Annotated in this window: 17 protein-coding genes; 10 read left to right on the top strand and 7 right to left on the bottom strand. The window is 62.1% G+C overall.

Annotated elements, in window-relative coordinates:
• The first annotated feature begins 23 nt into the window (after positions 1-23).
• The 5 genes from VIO10_RS08690 to VIO10_RS08670 all read left to right on the top strand — a co-directional run bounded on the left by VIO10_RS08690 (position 24) and on the right by VIO10_RS08670 (position 10,016).
• On the top strand, positions 24-1,964 hold the full coding sequence (locus VIO10_RS08690; RefSeq protein WP_331962401.1) for a phosphoribosyltransferase family protein: 1,941 nt from the start codon (positions 24-26) through the stop codon (positions 1,962-1,964).
• Complete coding sequence (locus tag VIO10_RS08685; RefSeq protein WP_331962398.1) at positions 1,961-3,319, top strand: dihydroorotase; 1,359 nt, start codon at positions 1,961-1,963, stop codon at positions 3,317-3,319. The genes VIO10_RS08690 and VIO10_RS08685 overlap by 4 nt, the downstream gene beginning before the upstream one ends.
• Before the next feature lie 7 nt (positions 3,320-3,326).
• The gene (gene carA, locus VIO10_RS08680) at positions 3,327-4,520 is read left to right on the top strand and encodes a glutamine-hydrolyzing carbamoyl-phosphate synthase small subunit (RefSeq protein ID WP_331962395.1); all 1,194 of its coding nucleotides are present in this window, start codon (positions 3,327-3,329) and stop codon (positions 4,518-4,520) included.
• A 51-nt stretch (positions 4,521-4,571) separates the two neighbouring features.
• Complete coding sequence (gene carB, locus VIO10_RS08675; protein WP_331962392.1) at positions 4,572-7,781, top strand: carbamoyl-phosphate synthase large subunit; 3,210 nt, start codon at positions 4,572-4,574, stop codon at positions 7,779-7,781.
• Positions 7,782-7,886: 105 nt separating this feature from the next.
• Positions 7,887-10,016, top strand: a complete 2,130-nt coding sequence (locus VIO10_RS08670) for an ATP-dependent DNA helicase RecG (RefSeq protein ID WP_331962389.1) — start codon at positions 7,887-7,889, stop codon at positions 10,014-10,016.
• A gap of 9 nt (positions 10,017-10,025) precedes the next feature.
• Here VIO10_RS08670 and VIO10_RS08665 read toward each other — a convergent pair whose 3' ends face one another.
• The gene (locus tag VIO10_RS08665) at positions 10,026-11,366 is read right to left on the bottom strand and encodes a hypothetical protein (protein ID WP_331962386.1); all 1,341 of its coding nucleotides are present in this window, start codon (positions 11,364-11,366) and stop codon (positions 10,026-10,028) included.
• A complete protein-coding gene (locus VIO10_RS08660; protein WP_331962383.1) occupies positions 11,363-11,896 on the bottom strand; it encodes a septal ring lytic transglycosylase RlpA family protein in 534 nt (177 codons plus the stop codon). The genes VIO10_RS08665 and VIO10_RS08660 overlap by 4 nt, the downstream gene beginning before the upstream one ends.
• Positions 11,897-12,213: 317 nt before the next feature.
• Here VIO10_RS08660 and VIO10_RS08655 point away from each other — a divergent pair, with 317 nt between their 5' ends.
• The 4 genes from VIO10_RS08655 (at position 12,214) to VIO10_RS08640 (ending at position 15,448) form a co-directional block, all read left to right on the top strand.
• Positions 12,214-13,374 (top strand): deoxyguanosinetriphosphate triphosphohydrolase, encoded by a 1,161-nt coding sequence (locus VIO10_RS08655; protein WP_331962380.1) that lies wholly within the window; start codon positions 12,214-12,216, stop codon positions 13,372-13,374.
• Complete coding sequence (locus tag VIO10_RS08650) at positions 13,361-14,008, top strand: tetratricopeptide repeat protein (protein ID WP_331962377.1); 648 nt, start codon at positions 13,361-13,363, stop codon at positions 14,006-14,008. The genes VIO10_RS08655 and VIO10_RS08650 overlap by 14 nt, the downstream gene beginning before the upstream one ends.
• 67 nt (positions 14,009-14,075) lie before the next feature.
• A complete protein-coding gene (locus VIO10_RS08645) occupies positions 14,076-14,399 on the top strand; it encodes an EthD domain-containing protein (RefSeq protein ID WP_331962547.1) in 324 nt (107 codons plus the stop codon).
• A gap of 167 nt (positions 14,400-14,566) precedes the next feature.
• Positions 14,567-15,448: a thioredoxin domain-containing protein gene (locus tag VIO10_RS08640; protein ID WP_331962374.1), complete on the top strand. Its 882-nt coding sequence runs from the start codon at positions 14,567-14,569 to the stop codon at positions 15,446-15,448.
• Here VIO10_RS08640 and VIO10_RS08635 read toward each other — a convergent pair.
• The 4 genes from VIO10_RS08635 to VIO10_RS08620 all read right to left on the bottom strand — a co-directional run bounded on the left by VIO10_RS08635 (position 15,445) and on the right by VIO10_RS08620 (position 19,374).
• Positions 15,445-16,182: a tetratricopeptide repeat protein gene (locus VIO10_RS08635; RefSeq protein ID WP_331962371.1), complete on the bottom strand. Its 738-nt coding sequence runs from the start codon at positions 16,180-16,182 to the stop codon at positions 15,445-15,447. The genes VIO10_RS08640 and VIO10_RS08635 overlap by 4 nt on opposite strands.
• A 58-nt stretch (positions 16,183-16,240) precedes the next feature.
• Positions 16,241-16,774, bottom strand: coding sequence for a bifunctional nuclease family protein (locus VIO10_RS08630; protein WP_331962368.1), 534 nt, complete (start codon positions 16,772-16,774; stop codon positions 16,241-16,243).
• 140 nt (positions 16,775-16,914) lie between these two features.
• Entirely contained in the window at positions 16,915-18,327 is a 1,413-nt protein-coding gene (locus VIO10_RS08625; protein WP_331962365.1) for a vWA domain-containing protein, read from the bottom strand.
• An 87-nt stretch (positions 18,328-18,414) separates the two neighbouring features.
• Positions 18,415-19,374 carry a MoxR family ATPase gene (locus VIO10_RS08620; protein WP_331962362.1) on the bottom strand — a complete coding sequence of 320 codons (960 nt, stop codon included), beginning with the start codon at positions 19,372-19,374 and terminating at the stop codon, positions 18,415-18,417.
• A gap of 338 nt (positions 19,375-19,712) precedes the next feature.
• Between VIO10_RS08620 and VIO10_RS16215 the strand changes: the two genes are divergently transcribed.
• Positions 19,713-19,835, top strand: a complete 123-nt coding sequence (locus VIO10_RS16215; RefSeq protein ID WP_349259236.1) for a hypothetical protein — start codon at positions 19,713-19,715, stop codon at positions 19,833-19,835.
• A gap of 271 nt (positions 19,836-20,106) precedes the next feature.
• Here VIO10_RS16215 and VIO10_RS08610 read toward each other — a convergent pair whose 3' ends face one another.
• The gene (locus VIO10_RS08610; RefSeq protein WP_331962356.1) at positions 20,107-20,757 is read right to left on the bottom strand and encodes a hypothetical protein; all 651 of its coding nucleotides are present in this window, start codon (positions 20,755-20,757) and stop codon (positions 20,107-20,109) included.
• Positions 20,758-21,061 lie beyond the last annotated feature (304 nt).

Raw genomic sequence — 21,061 nt, 5'->3', positions numbered from 1 at the left:
CGCGATGAGGGACGAACGATACCGTGTCACGGCTGGCAAAATTTGACGTCGTCTCGATCGAGGATCTCGAAACCTCGGACATCGAACGCGTATTAGCGCTCGCCGACGGCTTTGCCGCCCAGCTCGCGCACGGCGATCAGATCACGACCGCTGCCGGACTGATCATGGCGACGCTGTTCTACGAACCCTCCACGCGCACGCGGCTCAGCTTCGAGTCGTCGATGCATCGGCTCGGCGGCGCCGTGATCAGCTCGGCTGATATGCGCGCGAGCTCCGCCGCCAAGGGTGAGAGTCTGGCCGATACCGTGCGCGTCGTCGCCGGCTATGCTGACCTGATCGTGCTGCGCCATCCGCATGACGGCGCGGCGCGCGTGGCCGCGGAGTATGCGCCATGCCCGGTGCTGAACGCAGGCGACGGCAGCGGCGAGCATCCCACGCAGACGCTTTGCGATCTCTACATTCTGCGCAAAAAGAAGGGCCATCTGAAGGGACTCACCGTCGCGCTATGCGGCGACTTGAAGTTTGGCCGCACGGTGCATTCGCTGATCTACGCGCTCGCGCGTTTCGGCGCCAACATCGTCGCCGTGCCGACCAGCGGAATGGACATTCCGGACTACGTCCTCGAACGGCTGGCCGCCGAGCGCCACTACAGCTTGTCAACCGTCACGATGGATGAACTCAAGTCGTTGGCGGGCGGCCTCGACGCTCTTTATCTGACCCCCAGCGCGCCGCATCAGATGGCGCTCTTTACCGGCGACGGGACGCTTCGACAAATCCCGGCGGCCGAGCCTCCGGCCGCTCTCGATGCATTCTACGTCACGCGCTTGCAGAAGGAGCGCATGTCGGGGAAGGAGGCCGATCCCGCGGCGTATGTCCGCTTCGACGCGCGCGCTCTTCGCACCAGCCGCACGCAGGAAGCCGTCGTGATGCATCCGCTGCCGCGCCTGGGCGAGCTGGCGTACGAGCTCGATGCCGATCCGCGTGCGGTTTACTTCGAGCAGGCTGCTGCCGGCGTACCGGTGCGAATGGCGTTGATCGCATTGCTCATGGAGAAAGCCGCCAGCGCATCCGTCGGTCCGCGGCCGATGGCCGAGGCGATTCGCTTCAAGGCCGAGCCGCCGCCGCGATGCGCCAATCTCAACTGCGTCACCCGCTTCGAGGGCGCCTACCTGGCTCCGCGATTCACGCTCGGGCGCAGCATGGATACCACCGTACTCGCGTTGAAGTGCGGCTTCTGCGAACGCGAACTGAAGACTGAATACGTTGGTCATGCGCGATCCCATCGCTACTATCGCTTCGACGAAAACCTGCAAGGCTATGTCCGCCAATGGATCGAAGAAGGCTCGCTGGCCGTATTCGACAGCGTGAAGCAGGCCGAAGAGGCCGGCTACGAGCCCTACCGGCGCGGTCCGCAGCGCGAAATTATGAATGAAAAGGAAGTCGTTGGCGCGATCGATTCGCTCGCCGACCAGGTGATTGCCGATGTCCACGATATGCCGGCAGTGTCGATTGTGGGCGTCGTCAGTCATGGCGCGATGCTCGCGCTGCGGCTGCGCGACCTGATCGGACTGAAGACCGGCGTTCTTCCTCCGTGCGCGGCGCTCGATGCGTACAAACCGGCTGACGCGTTGCATCCGATCGACGGCGCCGAGAATTTCAGCGTCGAAGACCGCATAATAATCCTTGTCGATGACGTGATTAACAGCGGCTGGACCGTGCAACGCGCGATGGCGACGATCTGGCAGCGCGGGCGTCCGGCTGCGGTCAAACTGGCGGTTCTGATCGATCGCGGGCATCGCGCCGTCCCGATTCGGCCAAACTATGTCGGCAAGAATATCCCGACCTCGCGCGGCGAGCGCGTGCAGGTGCGCCTCGCCGCGGCCGGCACGGAGAGCAAATCGCGCGATCGCGTAATGATCTATTCAATCGTCGAACCGCTGAAAGAACCCGAGGCGGCGCATTGAACGCAATCCTGCTCAGGGGAGGACGGGTGATCGATCCCGCCAGCGCACTCGACGGACAGTATGACTTGCTGGTGCGCGAGGGCGAGATTGCGGCGGTCGAACGGGCCGGGACTCGGATAAATTTGCACGATGCAAGTTTAGTTGATGCGAGCGGATGCTGGATCGTGCCCGGGCTTATAGATCCGCATGTACATTTGCGCGACCCCGGCTTCCCCGAAAAGGAAACGATCCTGACGGGTTTGCGGGCCGCCGCCGCCGGCGGTTTTGCGACCGTGGCGGCGATGGCGAACACCTCGCCGGCCAACGACAGTCCCGCGATTACCCGCTACATGCTCGAGCGCGCCGGGGAAGCCCATTGCGCGCGGCTGGTGCCGGTTTCGGCGGTCACGCAAGGGCTGCGCGGGATTGAGCCGGTGAATTTCGCCGCGATGGTTGACGCGGGTGCGCGGCTGTTTTCCGACGATGGGATTCCGATCGATGATGCGGCGGTCCTGTCACGCGCGTTGGATGAAACCGTGCGGCTTGGATATGCGGTTGCGCTGCATGAAGAGGATCGCGCGCTGTCATGCGGTGGAGCGTTGAACGCCGGCGCGGTAGCCGAGCACTTGGGCGTCAGCGGCTATGCGCATTCGGCGGAACCGCAACGCGTGCGCCGCGATCTCGCGATAGCGATCGGCTCGGGCGCGGCGGTTCATGTCGCCCACGTATCGACCGCCGAGTCACTCGAACTCATCCGCGCCGCGCGCCAACGTGGCGCGCAAGTCACCTGCGAGGTGACGCCGCATCATTTCACGTTGGACGAAAGCGCCGCGCTGACCTGGGGGCCAAACGCGAAAATGAACCCGCCGCTTCGCAATCGCGACGATCTCGAAGCGCTCCACGCGGCGATTCGCGACGGCACCGTTGACATGATCGCGACCGACCATGCGCCGCACGATCCGAAATCGAAGCGGATGGAGCAACTCGGCGCCTTTTTCGGCCCGGGGCGCCACGCGGGGCATCTCGAGCACGACGCAGCCGAGCTGTTCGCGCACGCGGCAAACGGAGTCGTGGGTCTCGAGACCTCGCTCGGACTTGCACTCGACCTGGTGCATCGATCTTTGATCGAACCGGCGCGCCTGGTCGAGATGATGTCGATCAATCCCGCAGCGCTGCTGCGGCTGAAGGCAGGTACGCTTGCGGTTGGCGCGGTCGCGGACATCACGATAATCGATCCCAATCTCGAGTGGACCGTTGCACCGGAAAAATTCCTGTCAAAGAGCCGAAACACTCCGTTCGCGGGGATGCGGCTGAAGGGCAGGGCGGTGCTGACTATCGTTGCGGGCGAAATCGTCTTCGACGGGAGGAAGGCGTAGCGAATCGATGAACAAGGGACGCGAAGCGATACTGGCGCTGGCCGACGGGCGAATTTTCCGCGGCCGCGCATTTGGCGCGGTGGGCGAGACCGTGGGCGAAGCGGTCTTCAACACCGCGATGACCGGCTACCAGGAAGTGCTGACCGACCCGTCGTACAAGGGCCAGCTGGTCTGCATGACTTATCCGGAAATCGGCAACGTCGGAATCAACGCCGAGGACGCAGAGTCGCGGCGCCTGTACCTGGAGGGTTTCATCGTCAAGGAATACTGGGAGCGGCCGTCGAACTGGCGCTCGGAAATGGCGCTTGGAAAGTACCTGGAAGAGGCGGGCGTGGTCGGTATCGAGGGCATCGACACGCGCGCGCTGGTCCGCCATTTGCGCACGCGCGGCGCGCAGGAAGCGGTGATATCGAGCGTCGATCTGGACTCCGAGTCGTTGGTGCGCAAGGCCAAGGCGTCGCCGGGACTGATCGGCCGCGATCTTGTGAAAGAGGTCACCTCCGCCGAGGCCTACGATTGGGACTTCGGGGATTGGAAATTGGGGCGCGGCCACGTCCGCGTGAGCCACGAAGCGATGCGCGATGCGCCCACGGTTATCGCGCTCGACTACGGAATCAAGCTGAACATTCTGCGCCGGCTGGTCGCGACCGGCTTTCGCGTGAAGGTGATCCCGGCGGCGTCGAGCGCGGAGCAGATCCTCGCGCACAACCCCGACGGAATTTTCCTGTCGAACGGACCCGGCGACCCTGCAGCGCTGCCGTACGCTTACAGAGCCATCGCAGGCGTATTGGGCAAGAAGCCGGTGTTCGGCATCTGCCTTGGCCATCAGTTGATCGGGCTGGCGCTGGGCGGCAAGACTTACAAGCTCGATTTCGGCCATCATGGCGCCAATCATCCGGTGATGGACTTGCGCACCCGGCGCGTCGAGATCACGGCGCAGAACCATGGCTTCGCGGTCGATGACGAGTCATTGAGAAGACGCGCGAAGCTTTCCCACCTGAACCTGAACGACAACACCGTCGAAGGCCTGCAGGGAACCGGAGTGCCGTTCTTTTCCGTGCAGTACCATCCCGAGGCCTCGCCCGGGCCGCACGATTCGAGCTACCTGTTTGCGCGATTCAAGAAACTGGTTGAAGCGTTTCCGCGTTACGGCGCGCAGGCGCTGGACCGGGTCCTTGCCGCCGAGGCATCGGCGCAATGACCAGATCAAGCCATCGACTCGATCCAGGTTCGACCTATTGGGACTACCAAGTTGCCGCTTCGTAAAGATTTGAAATCGGTGTTGCTGATTGGCTCTGGGCCAATCGTCATCGGGCAGGCGTGCGAGTTCGATTACTCGGGCACGCAGGCGGTCAAAGCGCTGCGCGAGGAAGGGCTGAGGCTCGTCCTGGTCAATTCGAACCCGGCGACGATAATGACCGATCCGGACCTGGCGGATCGCACCTATATAGAGCCGATGACGCTCGCGGTGCTGACGAAAATTATCGAGCGCGAACGTCCGGACGCGATCCTGCCGACCGTCGGCGGGCAGACCGCGCTGAACCTGGCGATAGAGCTTGCCGAGGCGGGCGTACTCGATCGATTCAACTGCGAACTTATCGGAGCGAAGCTCGGGGCGATCAAGAAGGCCGAGGATCGCGACCTGTTCAAGCAGGCGATGTTGAAAATCGGGCTCGAGGTGCCGCGTTCCGCCATTGCGCGTTCGGCGGCCGATGGCGAGCGGGTGCTGGGCGAGCTTGGCCTGCCGGTGATCATCCGGCCATCGCGAACGCTGGGCGGAACGGGAGGTTCGATCGCGCGCGAACTCGACGACTATCGCGCCAAGGTGGCGTACGGACTCGAACAATCGCCGAGCCACGAAGTGCTGATCGAGCAATCGGTCGAAGGCTGGAAGGAATTCGAACTCGAGGTGATGCGCGACACGGCGGACAACGTCGTGATCATCTGCTCGATCGAGAATCTGGATCCGATGGGCGTGCACACGGGCGATTCGATAACGGTGGCGCCCGCGCAGACGCTGACCGACAAGGAATACCAGATCATGCGCGACGCGGCGATTCGCATCATCCGCGAAATCGGCGTCGATACCGGCGGATCGAACATTCAGTTTGCGATCGAACCGAGTACCGGACGGATGGTCGTGATCGAGATGAACCCGCGGGTGTCGCGGAGTTCGGCGCTGGCGTCGAAGGCGACCGGATTTCCAATTGCCAAGATCGCGGCGCGGCTGGCAGTGGGCTACCGTCTCGACGAGATTCCCAACGACATCACGCGCATGACGCCGTCGTGCTTCGAGCCGACGATCGACTACGTGGTCACCAAGATTCCGCGCTTCACCTTCGAGAAGTTTCGCGGCGCGGCCGACGAACTGGGGCCGCAAATGAAGTCGGTCGGCGAGGCGATGGCGATAGGGCGGACCTTCAAGGAGTCGCTGCAGAAGGCGCTCCGCTCGCTCGAAACAGGCTCGTATGGGCTGGAAAGCGGGCTCTCAAAGCCACCGGGCGCTCACGCGGCGGCGCAAATTTGCGCGCAGCTCGCGACCGCCAGCAGCCATCGGTTGTATCATCTGGCGGACGCTTTGCGGCTGGGGATAACGCGGGCGGAAGTTTATCAGCTGAGCAAAATCGATCCGTGGTTTATCGACGCGGTCGCGGAGCTGGTGGCAGAGGAAAAGCGCGTCACGCGCGAGCCGCTTGGCGCGGCATATTTCCGGGAGTTCAAGCCGATGGGATTTTCCGATCGGCGAATCGCGGAGCTGCGCGGGATCGATGAAGCGGCGGTGGCGTCGGCGCGGCGCCAAGCGGGAGTAAGCCCGGTTTTTAAATCGGTGGACACCTGCGGCGCGGAATTCGAGGCGTTCACGCCCTACCTCTACTCGACTTACGAAGGCGAGGATGAGGCGCCGCCGACCGCGCGCAAGAAGGTGATCATTTTGGGCGGCGGCCCGAACCGGATAGGCCAGGGGATCGAGTTCGACTACTGCTGCGTGCACGCGAGCATGGCGCTCAAAGAGGGCGGCTTCGAAACGATCATGGTCAACTGCAACCCCGAGACCGTCTCGACCGATTACGACATCTCGGATCGCCTGTACTTCGAGCCGCTGACCTTCGAGGACGTGATGGCGATTGCGGAGCGCGAGAAGCCGGTCGGCGTAATCGTGCAGTTCGGCGGGCAGACGCCGCTCAAGCTCGCGGTGCCGCTGGAGCGGGCGGGCGTGCCGATTCTCGGGACAAGTCCCGATGCGATAGACCGCGCCGAGGATCGCGAGCGATTCAACGCGATGGTGACGCGGCTCGGGCTGCGCCAGCCCGAGGGCGTGCTGGCGCGCGGCCTGGAGGATGCGATCGCGGGCGCATCCAAGGTCGGCTACCCGGTGCTGATCCGGCCATCGTACGTGCTGGGTGGCCGCGCGATGGAGGTAATCCCAAACGAAGAAGAGCTGCGCAGATACGTCACGCAGGCTCTGCAAGCCTCCGAGCGCCATCCGCTGTTGATAGATCGCTACCTGCAAGGCGCGATCGAAGTGGACGTCGACGCGATTGCCGACGGCGAGACGGTCGTGATCGGCGGAATAATGGAGCACGTCGAGCACGCCGGGATTCATTCGGGGGACAGCGCGTGCGCGATTCCGCCGACCACGCTGAGCGCCGCGATCCAGCACGAGCTGATCGCGCAGACCAAAATGCTGGCGCGCGAACTCGGCGTGATCGGGCTGATCAATATTCAGTACGCGATTTACGGGGGCGAAGTCTTTATCCTGGAAGTCAATCCGCGCGCGTCGCGCACGATTCCGTTCGTCAGCAAGGCGATCGGCGTGCCGCTGGCGAAGTATGCCGCGCTGGTGATGGCGGGGAAGAAGCTCAGCGAGATTGGGTTCACGACGCAGCGCGTGCCGACTCACGTCGCGGTCAAGGAGTCGGTGTTTCCGTTCGGACGATTCCCGGGCGTCGATACAATTCTGGGACCGGAGATGAAATCGACCGGCGAAGTAATGGGAATCGACACGACGTTCGCGATGGCGTTCGCCAAGGCGGAGCTGGCGGCGTCGTCGAATCTGCCGGATGGCGGGCTGGTGTTCATCAGCGTCCGTGATGAAGACAAGCGATACCTCGAGCCGATAGCGCGCGGGCTGGCTGCTATGGGATTCGATCTGATCGCGACGGGCGGGACCGCGAATCATATTCGAAATCTCGGGCTCAAATGCGAACGCGTCAACAAGGTGCTCGAAGGCAGCCCGCACATAGTGGACGCGATGAAGGATGGGCGGATCGCGATGGTCGTCAACACGCCGGACGCCAGCGGCACGAAGGATTCGTTCTCGATTCGGCGCACCGCGCTGGAACTTCGGCTGCCGTATTTCACTACGATGGCAGGGGCGAAGGCGGCGGTCGAAGGAATCTTCGCGCTGAAGCACGAACCCTTCGAGGTGCGCGCACTGCAGGATTACCATCGGCAGAAGTAGCGGGCACGGCCAGCGGGGGAAGAACTTAATTGAATGCGAAACGCACCGTGGGTTTCACGCTTCCTTGGGCAGGGGCCAGCCCCCGCACCTCAGTCAAGGAAGAAGATGCGGCCTGACGGCCTGTTAGAAGGGGTAATCGGACAGAAGCGGGGGGCGCTTGGAATCGACAGTCCGGTTGCCGCAATGGCGGGGATCGGTCCCAAGCGCGCGGCGGCTCTGGAAGCGCGCGGGATCGTGACCGCGGGCGACCTCGTCTTTCATCTGCCGGCGCGTTACCAGGACTGGCGCGAGCGCACGCCGGCTGAAGATCTCCGCGTCGGAAACATCGTCGTCGTCGAAGGCGACCTCGGCAAGATTTCCGAGCGGCCGATGCGCGGTTCGCGGTGGCGCCGGCTCGCGTCGGGATGGCTCACCGTGAGCGGGATGCAGATTCGGGTCGTGTGGTTCAACCTGCCTGCCTACATGCGCGGCTATCTTCCCGGCGGCGAGCGCGTGTTGGTCCGCGGGCGAGTCGCGGCCGGGGCCGCCGGCGGAATCGAGATAGTGCAACCGGAGTTGCATCCGCTGTCGGATGGTCAGCCGAAAGCGATCCGCCCGGTTTACCGCATCCCTTCGATAGTCGGGCAGCGGCTGTTCGCAAGCCTGGTCGCGCGCGTGCTGGTCGAGACAGGCAACTCGATCCGCGCAGCGATCCCCGACCAGGTGCGCGCCGAAGTTCCGGCGGTTCGCGACGCGCTCAGCTACATTCACGATCCGCCGCCCGATGCTGACTTCGAGGCCCTGGCGAACGGAGAATCGCGCGGCCATCTGGCGCTCGCGTTCGATGAATTGTTTGCGTTCGAGCTGGCGCTTTCGATTGAACGCATCCGCAGCTCGCGCCGCGCCGGAATTGCGCTCGATGGCTTGCGCAGCCTCAGCGCGAGGATGATCGATGAGGCGCCGTTTGCGCTGACCGGATCGCAGTCGCGCGCGATAAACGAAATCGGCGCCGACCTTGCGCGGCCGAATCAGATGAACCGGATGCTGATGGGCGACGTCGGCAGCGGCAAGACGATTGTTGCGTTCTGGGCGATGATCCGGGCGGTCGAATGCGGGCATCAGGCGGCGATGATGGCGCCGACGGAACTGCTCGTCGAGCAGCATTACCGGGGATTCACGCGCGTGTGCGGACGGCTTGGAGTAAACAGCGCGATCCTCACGGGCGGCGTGACCGGTGCGGCGCGCAGCGAGACTTTGCGCGGGCTCGCCAGCGGCGAAATCGGTGTCGTGTTCGGAACCCATGCGCTGATACAGGAACGGGTGCGAATGCGCGGACTCGCGCTCGGCGTGATCGACGAGCAGCATCGATTCGGCGTTTTTGATCGCGCGAAGATGAAAGCATTGGGCCCGAAGGCGAATCTGCTGATGATGACGGCGACGCCGATTCCGAGAAGTTTGGCGATGAGCCTGTTCGCAAACCTCGACGTATCGTTTCTCGACGAACTGCCGGCGGGCCGGACGCCGATCGCGACCGCGATTTGCGCCGAGAACGATATCGCGCGCGTGCATGAGGAGCTGCGCGCCGAGATCGGCGGCGGCGGACGCGCGTACTATGTGGTGCCGTTTATCGAAGGCGACGAAGACGAAGCCAAGTCGGTATCCGCCACGGCGGCGCGCCTTAAGAAGGGGGCGTTGCACGGCGCGAGGGTCGGCACGATGCACGGCAGGATGACTGCTGCGGAAAAGGATCGTGCGATGCGTGAATTTCGCGACGGCGCGATCGACGTCCTGGTCTGCACGACAGTGGTCGAGGTGGGAATCGACGTGCCGGAGGCGACGGTAATCGTGGTGGTCGCGGCAGAGCGCTACGGCCTCGCGCAATTGCATCAGCTGCGCGGCAGGGTGGGGCGCGGCGAGAAGCCGTCGCGATGCTGCCTGGTGGCGTCGAGCGACGCGGACGAACCGGCGCTGGAGCGCCTCGCGGTCATGCGCGAAAGCATGACGGGCGCGGAGGTTGCGGAGGCCGACTTGCGGCTGCGCGGTCCGGGCGATTTGCTCGGCGCGCGGCAGACCGGGGCGCTGCCGCTACGCTTCGTTCATCTAATTCGCGACCATCGCACGATCGAACGCGCGCGCAAGATGGCTGACGACTGGATCCGGCGCGATCCGTCGCTGGCGAGCCGGGAATCGCAAGGCGCGCGGGCGGCGGTCAGGAAAATGCTGGCGCTCGGATTCAGCCTCGGCGACGTAGGGTAGGGCGGCGCCCTATCGACCGGTTGACGCGGCGGAGGGCTCGATGCGCGCGGCGGCGCCGCCTGATTCGATCGTGCTGGCATTCCAAATGGCGGGCGCAAGGGTGCGGAAATAGTCCGCGCCCTCTCCGATCACGACCAGCACCGCCTTCGCGCGGGTATCGATGCGATGCGGGGTGGAGTCGCCGAGCAAGCGATCGAGCAAAGTCTGATAGACGACGGCGAAGTCGCTGGCGGTCTGCGCGTCGCTGAACGCGAGCATCCAGATCACGTTCACGTCTCGGCTTTCCTGCAGGATGATCATGCGGTCCGCGGTCCATCGCGAGGCGAGTCCGAGTTCATTGGATTGTTTGCCCAGATTGCGCTCGAGGATGACGCGCAGGAGCAGCTCGCCGTAAGTATCATCGTCGGCTTTTTTCCAGCCGCTCATGATCCGGTCGTAGCCGGCGAGCTCGATTCGCGGCTGAGGCGCGGGGTTGTCGAAGTAGAGCGCGGGATGCAGAATCTGGTGGCTGGACTGCGGCGGGTTGCGATAGAGCGCATCAACGCCAAGCCATCCACCACGGCGGAAAGCCTCGGCGACGAAGCGGGCGCCCTCGGAATATTGGAACAACAGCGGAACGCTGAGGCCCTCGGGCGTGCCGGGCGCCTCGGCGGCGAGCGCTTGCGGAAGGTCCTTGAGATTGTCAACCAGAGCGTCGGCGGTGCTGTCGTCCATCCTGCCCAGCGCGTAGGCGAACCCCGCAAGCGTCGCATCGCCTTCTGCGACAGACTTCAGCGCGAGCGCGCGATCGTCGTCGTCCTTCACTTTGTCGAGGCTCGATTCGAGATCGAAATTCTGATCCTGGAGCGCATGCGTCAGTTCATGCGCGAGCAGCATCTCGCCGACGACGTCGCGCTGAATCATGAACTGAGCCGCGCTGTTCCAGATGCCAAGATCGGCGCCGCCTTCGACCAGAACCATTTCCTTGCCATGCGGATTGTAAAAGCCCGCCACCTGGCTCTTAAGCAGCTTGAGCGACTCGGCCTTGAGATCGATCTGCGCGGGAAAGAGGCCGACGAGTGCGCCCGCGACGCCATCGGCCTCGAGCTGGTCGTCGGTGTAGTCGCGCATCAGGTCGGCCTCCATCATGGCCTCGGCCTCGTCCGCTGACTTGACGACGAGCGGGACCGGTTGCTTGAAGCGAAGCTGGCGAAGACTCTGGATGCCGGTCTCGATTTTTGCGGCCTGCCGCGAATTAATCCGGTCGCCGTTGACCAGCGAGTAGGCGCATCCCCAGACAAAGACCAGGGCGGTGGCAGCGCAGATTGGCCACCAGAGCCGTCGTGTGAAGTAGCTGGCTCGGCTGATCATTCGGTGACGATCACGACCGGAAGTCCAAAACTGGCGGAGTCGGCCGCGCGCGCCTCGGCGGCGGAGCGAGTCGCGAATGCGCCCATCCGTACACGGTAATAGTGGCGATGGTCGGCATCAAGCCGATCGACATGAACGTCGGCGTAGTAGGCAAGCAATTTGCGTCGCAGCTGCTCGGCGTTGCGTTGCTCGGAAAATGATCCTATCTGAACGAAGTAGCGCATCGGCGCGCCAACTGCGCGAGAGCCGGCCGGCTTGCTGATCAGCGAAATACGAACCCGCGCGGTGCCCTGGCCGAGCATCCCGATCATGCCCGCCGCCTTGCGCGAGAGATCGATCTTGCGGCCCTTGAGGAACGGCCCGCGGTCCGTAATCGTCACTTCGACGGAAAGGCCGTTGTCGAGATTCGTGACCATCACCCGGCTGCCCAATGGAAACGCGATGGAGGCCGCGGTAAGTTCCTCCTGGCTGTAAACCGACCCGTCCGAGGTTTTGTGGCCGTGGAATCCCGGTCCGTACCACGAGGCCATCCCGACTACCTGAGGCGTCGGAGTTGGCTTAGGCACGGCGACAGGCGGTGGGAGCGATGGAGGCGGAAGCTGGGCCGGACGGGACGTCGCACAGGCGGCGAAAAGCGCGCTCATCGCGATCGTCAAAGCGATCCGGCGGATGGCGCCGTGGTTTCGAATGCCGGACACGTCAACTAACCCAAGCCGGATTATAAATACCCGGCATTGGCGGCATAAGGCCGCACCATGTTGACCGATGTCGACCGAGGCGCTTCGAGAGCCGTCGATGGCGTGGTAGCATCTCGAATGTTTAACACAACCGCGGGATAAGGGCTGCGATGCTGCGGACAAGGCAGGAGCTCGAGGAAATAGAGGCGCGGACGCTGGCGCCGTATGCGATGGCGTCGCGGGCCAGTCGCGGCCGCCGCTTTCCCGAACCCGAACATCCGATGCGCACCGTTTTTGCGCGCGACCGTGACCGGGTTATCCATTCGGCCGCGTTTCGGCGCCTCGAATACAAAACGCAGGTCTTTGTCAATCACGAAGGCGATTACTACCGCACCCGGCTGACTCATACGCTCGAAGCCGCGCAAATAGCGCGCACCGTAGCGCGGGCGCTGGGTCTCAACGAGGAACTGGCAGAGGCGGTAGCTCTGGCGCACGACCTGGGGCATACGCCATTCGGCCACGCCGGCGAGAAAGTGCTCAACGAGCTGATGATGCCGTACGGCGGCTTCGATCACAACGCGCAGAGCTTGCGCACTGTGGACTGGATCGAGATCCGCTACCCGAATTTTCGCGGACTCAACCTGAGCTTCGAGGTGCGGGAGGGAATCGTCAAGCATTCGCACTTCCAGAATCGTCCGGCAGCGCAGGAGTTTGACGCGAGCACATACCCATGCCTCGAAGCGCAAATCGTCGATCTTGCGGACGAAATCGCATACCTGGCGCATGATGTTGACGACGGATTGAAGGCGCAGATGCTGACGGTCGACGAGCTTAATCAATCGGCGCTGTTCAGAGAATCGGCGGCGGCGGCGCGCGCCGCGGATCCGGGGGCCGAGACGCGCGTGATCCGCTATCAGACCGTCATCAGGATGATCGACGCGATGTCCACCGATTTGATGACCAATCTCGCCGGCCAGCTGGAACGCAACAAGATCCGCAGCGTCGAGGACGTGCGCAAGGCGGGCAGCGCGCTGGCGTGTTTCGGCTCCGCGGTGGGCGCGAAGGTCGAGGAAATCAAGCAGGTCATGCGCGATCGCCTGTATCGGCACTACCGGGTCAGCCGAATGACCGAGAAAGCGGGCAGGGTGCTCGCGCGGCTTTTCGAAACCTACATGACCGAACCGCGCCAGATGCCCGAGCACGTGGTCGCGCGCGCGGAGCGCTACGGCGAGCCGATTTCACGCGCCGTGGCGGATTACATAGCCGGGATGACGGACCGCTTCGCGCTCGACGAATATCGCAAACTCTTCGATCCCAATGAGCGCGTCTGACGGACAGAAGCCGCCGGGAAGGATGCGCGCGCGGCGATCTCTCGTCATCCGGCGCAACGATCACGTCGGCGACCCGGTCGGGCTGGCATTCCTCGAGTCGCCGGAAACCGACGGCGACGCGGTTCTCGCGCGGCTGCGCGAATACCTGGGCGACAAGCTGAAACTCGTCAAGGCGGAAGTATCGCACGGCGAGATCACCGTGGAAGTCGAATCGCGGGGATGGACCGAGGAGGGCGCCCGGATGGCCGCCGCCGCGCGCGATCTATATCAGAAGGGAGCCAGGCGCGCGGCGTTGTCGATGTATCGCGACGCGCTCGAACTCGACCCGCTGAACGCGGAGGCAATGCTGAGGCTTGGCCTGGCGCTTGCCGAGCAGGAAACATTTGCGCAAGCGTTCGATGCGCTCAAGCGCGCGCGCGAGTTGGGCGCCGGCGGCATCGAACTGCTGATCGCGATGGGGCGATGCGCGGTCGGGCTGGAGCGCGGCGCCAATGCGGTTGCGTACTACGAAGAAGCGTTGAAGATCGAGCCGCGCAATTTCGTAGCGCGCAGGGCGTTGCGCGCGCTGGGCCGCACGCCGGCGACAACGAAACCCGGGAAAGAATCGGGCGCTGTACGGAGCGGCCGCGATTAGCTAAAACTGTGCCAAATTCGCTTTTCACTTTTCACTGTTGACTGTTAACTGGGAGCATTCATTGGCAATGGTCAAGATCGTTTATTGCATCAGCAAGCTGCCGCGCCTGAGCAACGAGGAATTTCATCGCTACTGGCGCGACATCCACGGCCCGATCGCGGGCCGGATTCCAGGCTGCCGCAAGTACGTTCAGAGCCACACGATTCATCGCGCGCTCGGCCAGCGCGAGCCTTCGTTCGACGGCGTCGCCGAGTTGTGGTTCGATGATTGGAAGGCGCTGGAGACTGCGATGGCGACCAAGGAAGTGGCAGCCGCGCTCGAAGACGAACGCAAGTTCATCGATCATTCGCGCACGGCGTTCTTCATCGCCGAAGAGCATCACGTAATCTGAGCCGGATAAAAGAACACTCGAAACCGGGAGCGTTGGAGCACTTAATGATTTCAGGCCTTTTTCGATTCTCAGCCAGCCTGCGTAGTTTACATAATACTTCTTATGCGAAGCTGTGCTGCCGCAAAAAGATAGCGGCCATCTGCGCGTTCGTTGCCGCGATCGCGTTGATGGGCGCCGCAGGTGCGGCGCTCGCCCAGAGCGCGCCCGACGCCTCCCCTGCCGGTGCCGGCGCGGTCCCAACCGATCCCGCACGAGACGCCGCGCTCAGGACCTGGCTGCAGAAGCATTTCAGGATTCCCAGTGCCGAACTGATCAAGCTGGGCCCCGCATTTAAGACGGTGATCGACGGACTGCTCGCGCGCCAGGTGGCCGTGAGCAACGAACAGGGGCAGAGGATCGGCACGACGCTGTTTGTCGACAAAGACGAAAGCAAGGTGATCATCGGCCAGCTTATCGACACCAGCACCGACCCGTGGGGACGAGTCAACATGGGCGCCGTGAGCCTGGATGATCGGCCGACGCTGGGACCGGCAGACGCTCCGGTGACGATTGTTGAGTTTGCCGACTTCGAATGCCCGTACTGCGCACATGCGTTCAGCGTGATCGAAACCCTGGTCAACACGACTTACAAGGGCAAGGTGAAGGTAATTTACAAAAATTACCCGCTCAACGCGCATCTGTGGGCGCCTAAAGCCGCCGCGGCGGCCGAGTGCGCACGGCTGCAGAATCCGGCGGCGTTTTGGGAGTTCGCACGCTACTTCTACACGAACCAGGGAACGATCAACCCGAAGAACCTGCAGCAGCAGGTGAACAAGCTGGCCAGCGCTCAGAAGCTCGACCAGCCTTCACTGAAGGCGTGCATGGACAGCCCGCAGACCGAGGTTCGCGTGAAGCAGGATCAGAACGACGGCAACTCGATTCGAGTCACCTCGACGCCGACCTTTTTCGTCAACGGAATACCGGTAGTGGGATTGCCCGACGCGAAGGTCCTGGAATTCGTGGTCAACTCGGAGCTCGGGGAGAAATCGCCGTCGCCCGCCGCGCACTAGTGAGCGGCGACCGGTTGCGGGCCCGCCGCAGCGGCTGAACGCGGCGGCGCCAGCACGGCGGGTGCGCCGAGCAGCGCCAGCGATTCCATTACTTCCTGGCGCTGCTGCGCGAACGGATGGGCGGCGAGGAAGCCGCGATAGGCGGCGATCGCGCCCTGCTTGTCGCCCGATTGCACGAGCATCCGCGCGACGCCCAGCTCCGCCCTCGCCTGCTCCGGCCCCGGATCGGCTGCGGCTTGCTGATAAGCGCCAGCCGCTTTCTTCCAGTCCGCCATTCGCTCGTAAACCACTGCGAGGTTCGTCAGCGCGAGACTGCGGAACAGCGGGTCGCGCTCTTCGGTGAGAAATACCACGAGCGCATCGCGCGCGTTCGCCAGGTCGCCATCGGCCAGGTATGCGCTCGCCATGTAGAAGCGCGCAAGCCGTCCGAGCCGGCGGCCCGGTTCTTCATCGGCGAGCTGGTTGAACTGCGTTTCGGCGGCTTTGTTCTGGCCGGCGTTGAGCGCGGTGATCGCGTCATAGAACCGGGCCGACGCAATATTGTCGCGATGGCGCTCGTAGTAGTACACGCCAATCGCGATCGCCCCGACCATGACGACGACGCCGGTTGAGATCAGCACCTTGGTGAGATTGTTGACCAGGAAATCGCGCGCGCTATCGACCAGCGTCGTTAGCTCGTCGGGCGCTTTGAGTTCCTTTTGGGTTATTTTGCGGCGATGGGTAGTCGGCGGCATCGAATGCTCCAGCGGGCGCCGCCCGGCAGAGGATCAAAGGAGTTTAGCGCGCTCGCGGCTACATCTTGTATTTGAAATCCTCGGGCGACATCCGCTCGAGGATCTCGGACCATTTGTCGCGCGACACACCGGCGAGGTTCTGATCCGAAGTCTGCTGTTCACCCTGAGATTCGTGGAGTTCGCTGGAAGCTTCGAGCACTTTCTTGGCCACGTAGATGGGCGACTTGGTGCGCAGGGCCACGGCGATCGCGTCGCTCGGCCGCGAATCCATTTCGAGCGTCTTGCCGTCACGCGTCTTGACCTGAATCCGCGCGAAGTAGGTGTTCTCGCGCAACTCGGTGATCTCGGCCAGTTCGACTGTCGCGCCGAACTCGGCCAGCAGATTGCGCAGCAGGTCGTGCGTCATCGGGCGCTGCGGTTTGATCCCTTCGAGTTCGGTGGCCATCGCGGTGGCCTCGAGCGGACCGATCCAGATATGCAGGTTGAGCTTGTTGTCGGGATCCTTGAGGACGACGATGGGCATCTTGGTCGAGGGGTCGAGCGTGATCCCGCCTACGATCATCAAAATGAAGTCTTCCCTGTGACCAGCCATAGACGGGCTCTTCAACCGTTTCTCTTCAAGCGCGCGCGGCTTCGAGTCGAAATCCCGCGCGCCGCTTCGAGAGAGTATCTTGGCCCAAAGACGCCTTGTGGTCAACCGAACAAGCTGCGCAGCCGCGAGGATCGAGTCCGTCAGCCTGCGACCAAGCGATCGACCACCCGATAAAGCTGGTTGAGATTGCGGCACTCTTCCACCAGGTCGCAGTGCGGGGCGTAGCGCTCCATTTCGCTGTCGCCGAAGCCCCAGGTATTGCGGCTTTCAGGATTAAGCCAGATCACTTTTTTGGCGCGCTGGCGGATTTCACGCAAGCACCAATCGTGCGGGAGATTGTAATTGTTGCGCGCGTCGCCGAGCACGATGACGGTGGTGCGCTTGTTGACGGCGCCCAGATGATCGGTGACGAAGTTGCGGAACGCGTAGCCGAAATTCGAGTGGGCATAGACGTTGATGATATCGCCCGTGAGCGCGACGTCGAGCGCTTCCTTGGCGTCATTGTTGCGAAAGCACTCGGTTACTTCTCCAATGTCGGCGACGAAGATGAAGCTGCGCACGCGCGAGTAAAGATCCTGCAGCGAGTAAACGAACTGCAGCATGAAGCGCGACGCGTTGCGCACCGAATCCGAAACGTCGCACAGGATTACGACCTGCGGTTTCTCTTTCTTGCGCTTCTCGAAGCGGAGCTTGAACGGAACGCCGCCGAATGCGAGGTTCTGGCGAAGGGTGCGCTTGATGTCGAAGCGGCCCTTCTTGGAACGCTTGCGGCGCACGGTGATCACGTTTTTGAGACGCTGCGCCAGGCGCGTCACCGCCTCGTTCATTTTCTTGAGTTCCTCTTCGGTCAGGTAATAGAAACTCTTCTCGCCGATCTGGTTGAGGCGCTGATCTTCCTTCTGCTTGATGTCGCGTTTCTCGCGCTCCATCCGGACGTAGCGGCGGATGATGTCGTCGAGCGCCTTGAGGCGGCGCTCGAGATATTCTTCGATCTTGGCCTTGAGCTCGGAGCCGATATCCATCTGCTCGAGCTGCTCGCGCAGTTGCTTGATCTCGGCTTCGATCTTGTCCAGCCCGAGCTGGCGCGCCAGCGCGCGCGCAAAGTAGTTCTCCTCGATCGTGCGCTCGATCCCACTGAGCTTGACGGCGCGCGCGGCCTCGCGGATCTTCCGCTCCATCTCGCCCGAGTTGTTCTGCAGCAATTGCTTTGCCAGCTCGGAGAGATTCTTGCCCTCTTTCTGAAGCATCTTCTCGATTTGATCGAGGAACTTCTGGAATTCCTGATCCGACATCGAGAGCGCGTTCTGCACCGCTTGGCTCGCCTGCTTGATAATCTCGCCCAGGCCGGAGAAGTAGATATCGAACAGTTCCTCGAACACGGGCAATTCGCTGGCCCGCTTGACCATCGTCGCCCGCAGCGCGGCGCGAAACGCATCGCGCTCGGCCAGCCCGGTGACTTCGGAAGCGCTGAACGCGTCGAGCGTCTCCGCCAGCGAGACGCGCACACCGTTCTCGCGCAGCAGGTTCGCAAATTCGACGAGCTTCTCTTGCATGATGTTGTGGCGCCCTACCCTGCTACCCGCTTGAATCTTCGAGATCCTTCGCCGGGCCCAGGATGACCGCTCGGGCACGCCTCGCGGTCAATTTAGAAGATCCTTGTCGCTGCCGGCCTCGGTGCCGCGACGCGCGCGCACGCGGCGCACGTAGTCCTTGAGCTCTTCCTGCGCCTTGCGCACGTCGCCCTCGTACTTGACGATGGTGTCGAGCGTTTCGGTGACGAGTTCCTGATCGAGACTGTTCACGTTGAGCAGAGTCAGGGCCTTGACCCAATCGAGCGTTTCGCTGATGCCGGGCGTTTTCTTGAGGTCGAGTTTGCGCAACGATTGCACGACGGTGACGACTTCCTCGGCGAGCTTGGCGGCGGCCTCGGGGACCTTGAGCTTGACGATCGCAAGTTCCTGCGCGCGATCGGGAAAATCGATGTACAGATGCAGGCATCGCCGCTTGAGCGCGTCGGACATTTCGCGCGCGTTGTTCGAAGTCAGCACGACCAGCGGAATGTGCTTGGCCTTGATCGTGCCGAGCTCGGGCACGGTCACCTGAAAGTCGGAAAGCAGCTCGAGCAGGAACGCCTCGAACTCGGCGTCGGCCTTGTCGATCTCATCGATCAGCAGGACCGACGGCTGCTCGCTGGAAATAGCCTTGAGCAGAGGGCGCGGCAGCACGAAGCGCTCGGAGAAAAAGACTTCGTCCTGCGCGGCGATTCGATCGACCGCCTCGGTCAAGCCCTTGGCGCCGACCAGCACTTCGCTGATTTTGTCTTTGAGAATCTGGGTATAGAGGAGCTGCTTGGCGTACTCCCATTCGTAAAGCGCCTTGCCCTCGTCGAGGCCTTCGTAACACTGAAGACGGATCATCTCGAAGCCGAGCGACGCGGCCAGCACCTTTGCGAGATCGGTCTTGCCGACGCCGGCGGGGCCTTCGACCAGGATGGGCTTGCGCAGTTCACTTGCCAGGTAGATGACGGTCGCGATTCGCCGGCTGGCGATATAATTGTTCTTGGCGAATCGCTCGATTACGTCCTCGATCGATGAAAACATCCATCCTCCTCGACGCCGGAAGCTGAAAGCGGGCGCGCCCTGCGCGAATCAGATTAAATATCACGGCTAGTTGAGCCGAGGAAACCCGCTGGAGTTGGCGGCCGGCGGCGCGGTAGTCGAATCGCTCGCCCGCCCTCACGCGAACGACTCTATCGAAGTCACTCGATTGAGGATGAAACATGCTGCGCGCAATGGCAGTCAGTTTCTTGAGAAGTCGCCAGAAATGGTGTGGTCCTGTTGGGGTTTTGAGAAAAACGTTTCACGTGAAACGTTCTTCAGTTCAGGAGAACGAATCACGAAAATAGTTGAATCGTTGCTGGTCGCTGCTCAAGCGTGGCGTGATCGGCACGTACCACAACGTCAGCAAGAAGTATTTGCCGCTCTACCTGAACGAATTTCAGCGGCGATCTAACCACCGGAAAGACCCGGATATTTTTAAGGCTGCACTACCAGGATGCTGAGGCGTCCGAACTGGCGGACGCTTCTGCATCGTGCGTCCAGACCAAAGCAATTAGAATTTAGATTTTCGCGATGCGGACCGGTGAACGAATGGCAACAAAAGAAGATGACACGCCAGTCGTCGTACATCTTTTAACGTTTGAGGAAGTTCTAAAACGGATGTTGAAAACTCCACCAGTCAATTCGGCCAAGCGAAAAAGACAGCGCAAGAAAAGACAGACTAAGGCCAAGTAGAGCGCGAGCCCTTCGTACCGACAAGCACGACAATTTCCGCTACCTCACTCTGGTCCAAGGCTGCAAAGTAACCGAGTCCCCCTTTACCAGTTGGCTCAGCGCTTCGCTCACTTTAAGACCAGTTTGATCTGGGTACTTGCCCAGAATGTGGATACCCGAATTCATCGTTACGAGTTCGCGATCACGATCCAGGCTTTCGATTCTTTGCGGCGGTAGGTCTAACGTCCATCCAGCAGCCATAAAGGCCTGACGGAGATCGCCGATCAATTCGATACAGTCAGTTTGTTTGACGCTTATAAATCGGACTGAATGTTTCCCAATCTTCAATAGATTTTCTTTGAGCGCCACCTTTTCGTCATCGCGCATGCGTCGCCAGAACATGCTGGCTAAATCTGCTTGGCTTTTTTGAAGTTTCTCAATTTCTTTTTTGAGCGCTTGCGGCGATTCCTTCTCGCGAGCGTCTCGTTCCTTTTTCCAAGCAAGAAACGTCGCCCAAAAAAGTAATAGTCCACCGCCGAGCGCCCGAACATGCTGGTTCGCATTCAGATGACTCAAAAATGGATCTATCGTTCCTTGAGTGTGCGGCCAGAAGTATTCGACAACTGTCGGAAGAAGAAAAATCGCACTACCGGCGATGAGTAAGATATAGTGGTTGAGAGCGCTCAAATATTGCAGAAAACGACGGCCCATCAACGGGCTAATTACGCCGTTTCTCCCGTGGTGTCGAGTTCGTTGTATTCGCCTCTTTAGTTCAGGAGAACGAATCACGAATAGTAGCCCTCAAAAATTCTCGGACAATTTTCTGGCGCCGTGAAACACGCGCAGGATCTCGACGGTCTCGCCGCGCACCCGGTTGGCCTGCTCCCCAATTTCCCGCCAATCATAAGTAGAGTCCGCCGGTTTTTTCGCCCTCCTCGGGCGGTTGCGTTTCCCGTCTTTTTAACGCTGCGAACTCGGCTGGCGTCAAGGCGCCGAGACTGCCGTGCGGTCGCAT

Origin of the sequence: Candidatus Binatus sp. (genome assembly GCF_036567905.1) — a bacterium.
Lineage (GTDB): Bacteria > Desulfobacterota > Binatia > Binatales > Binataceae > Binatus.
This window is presented reverse-complemented; position numbering and strand designations above follow the sequence as displayed.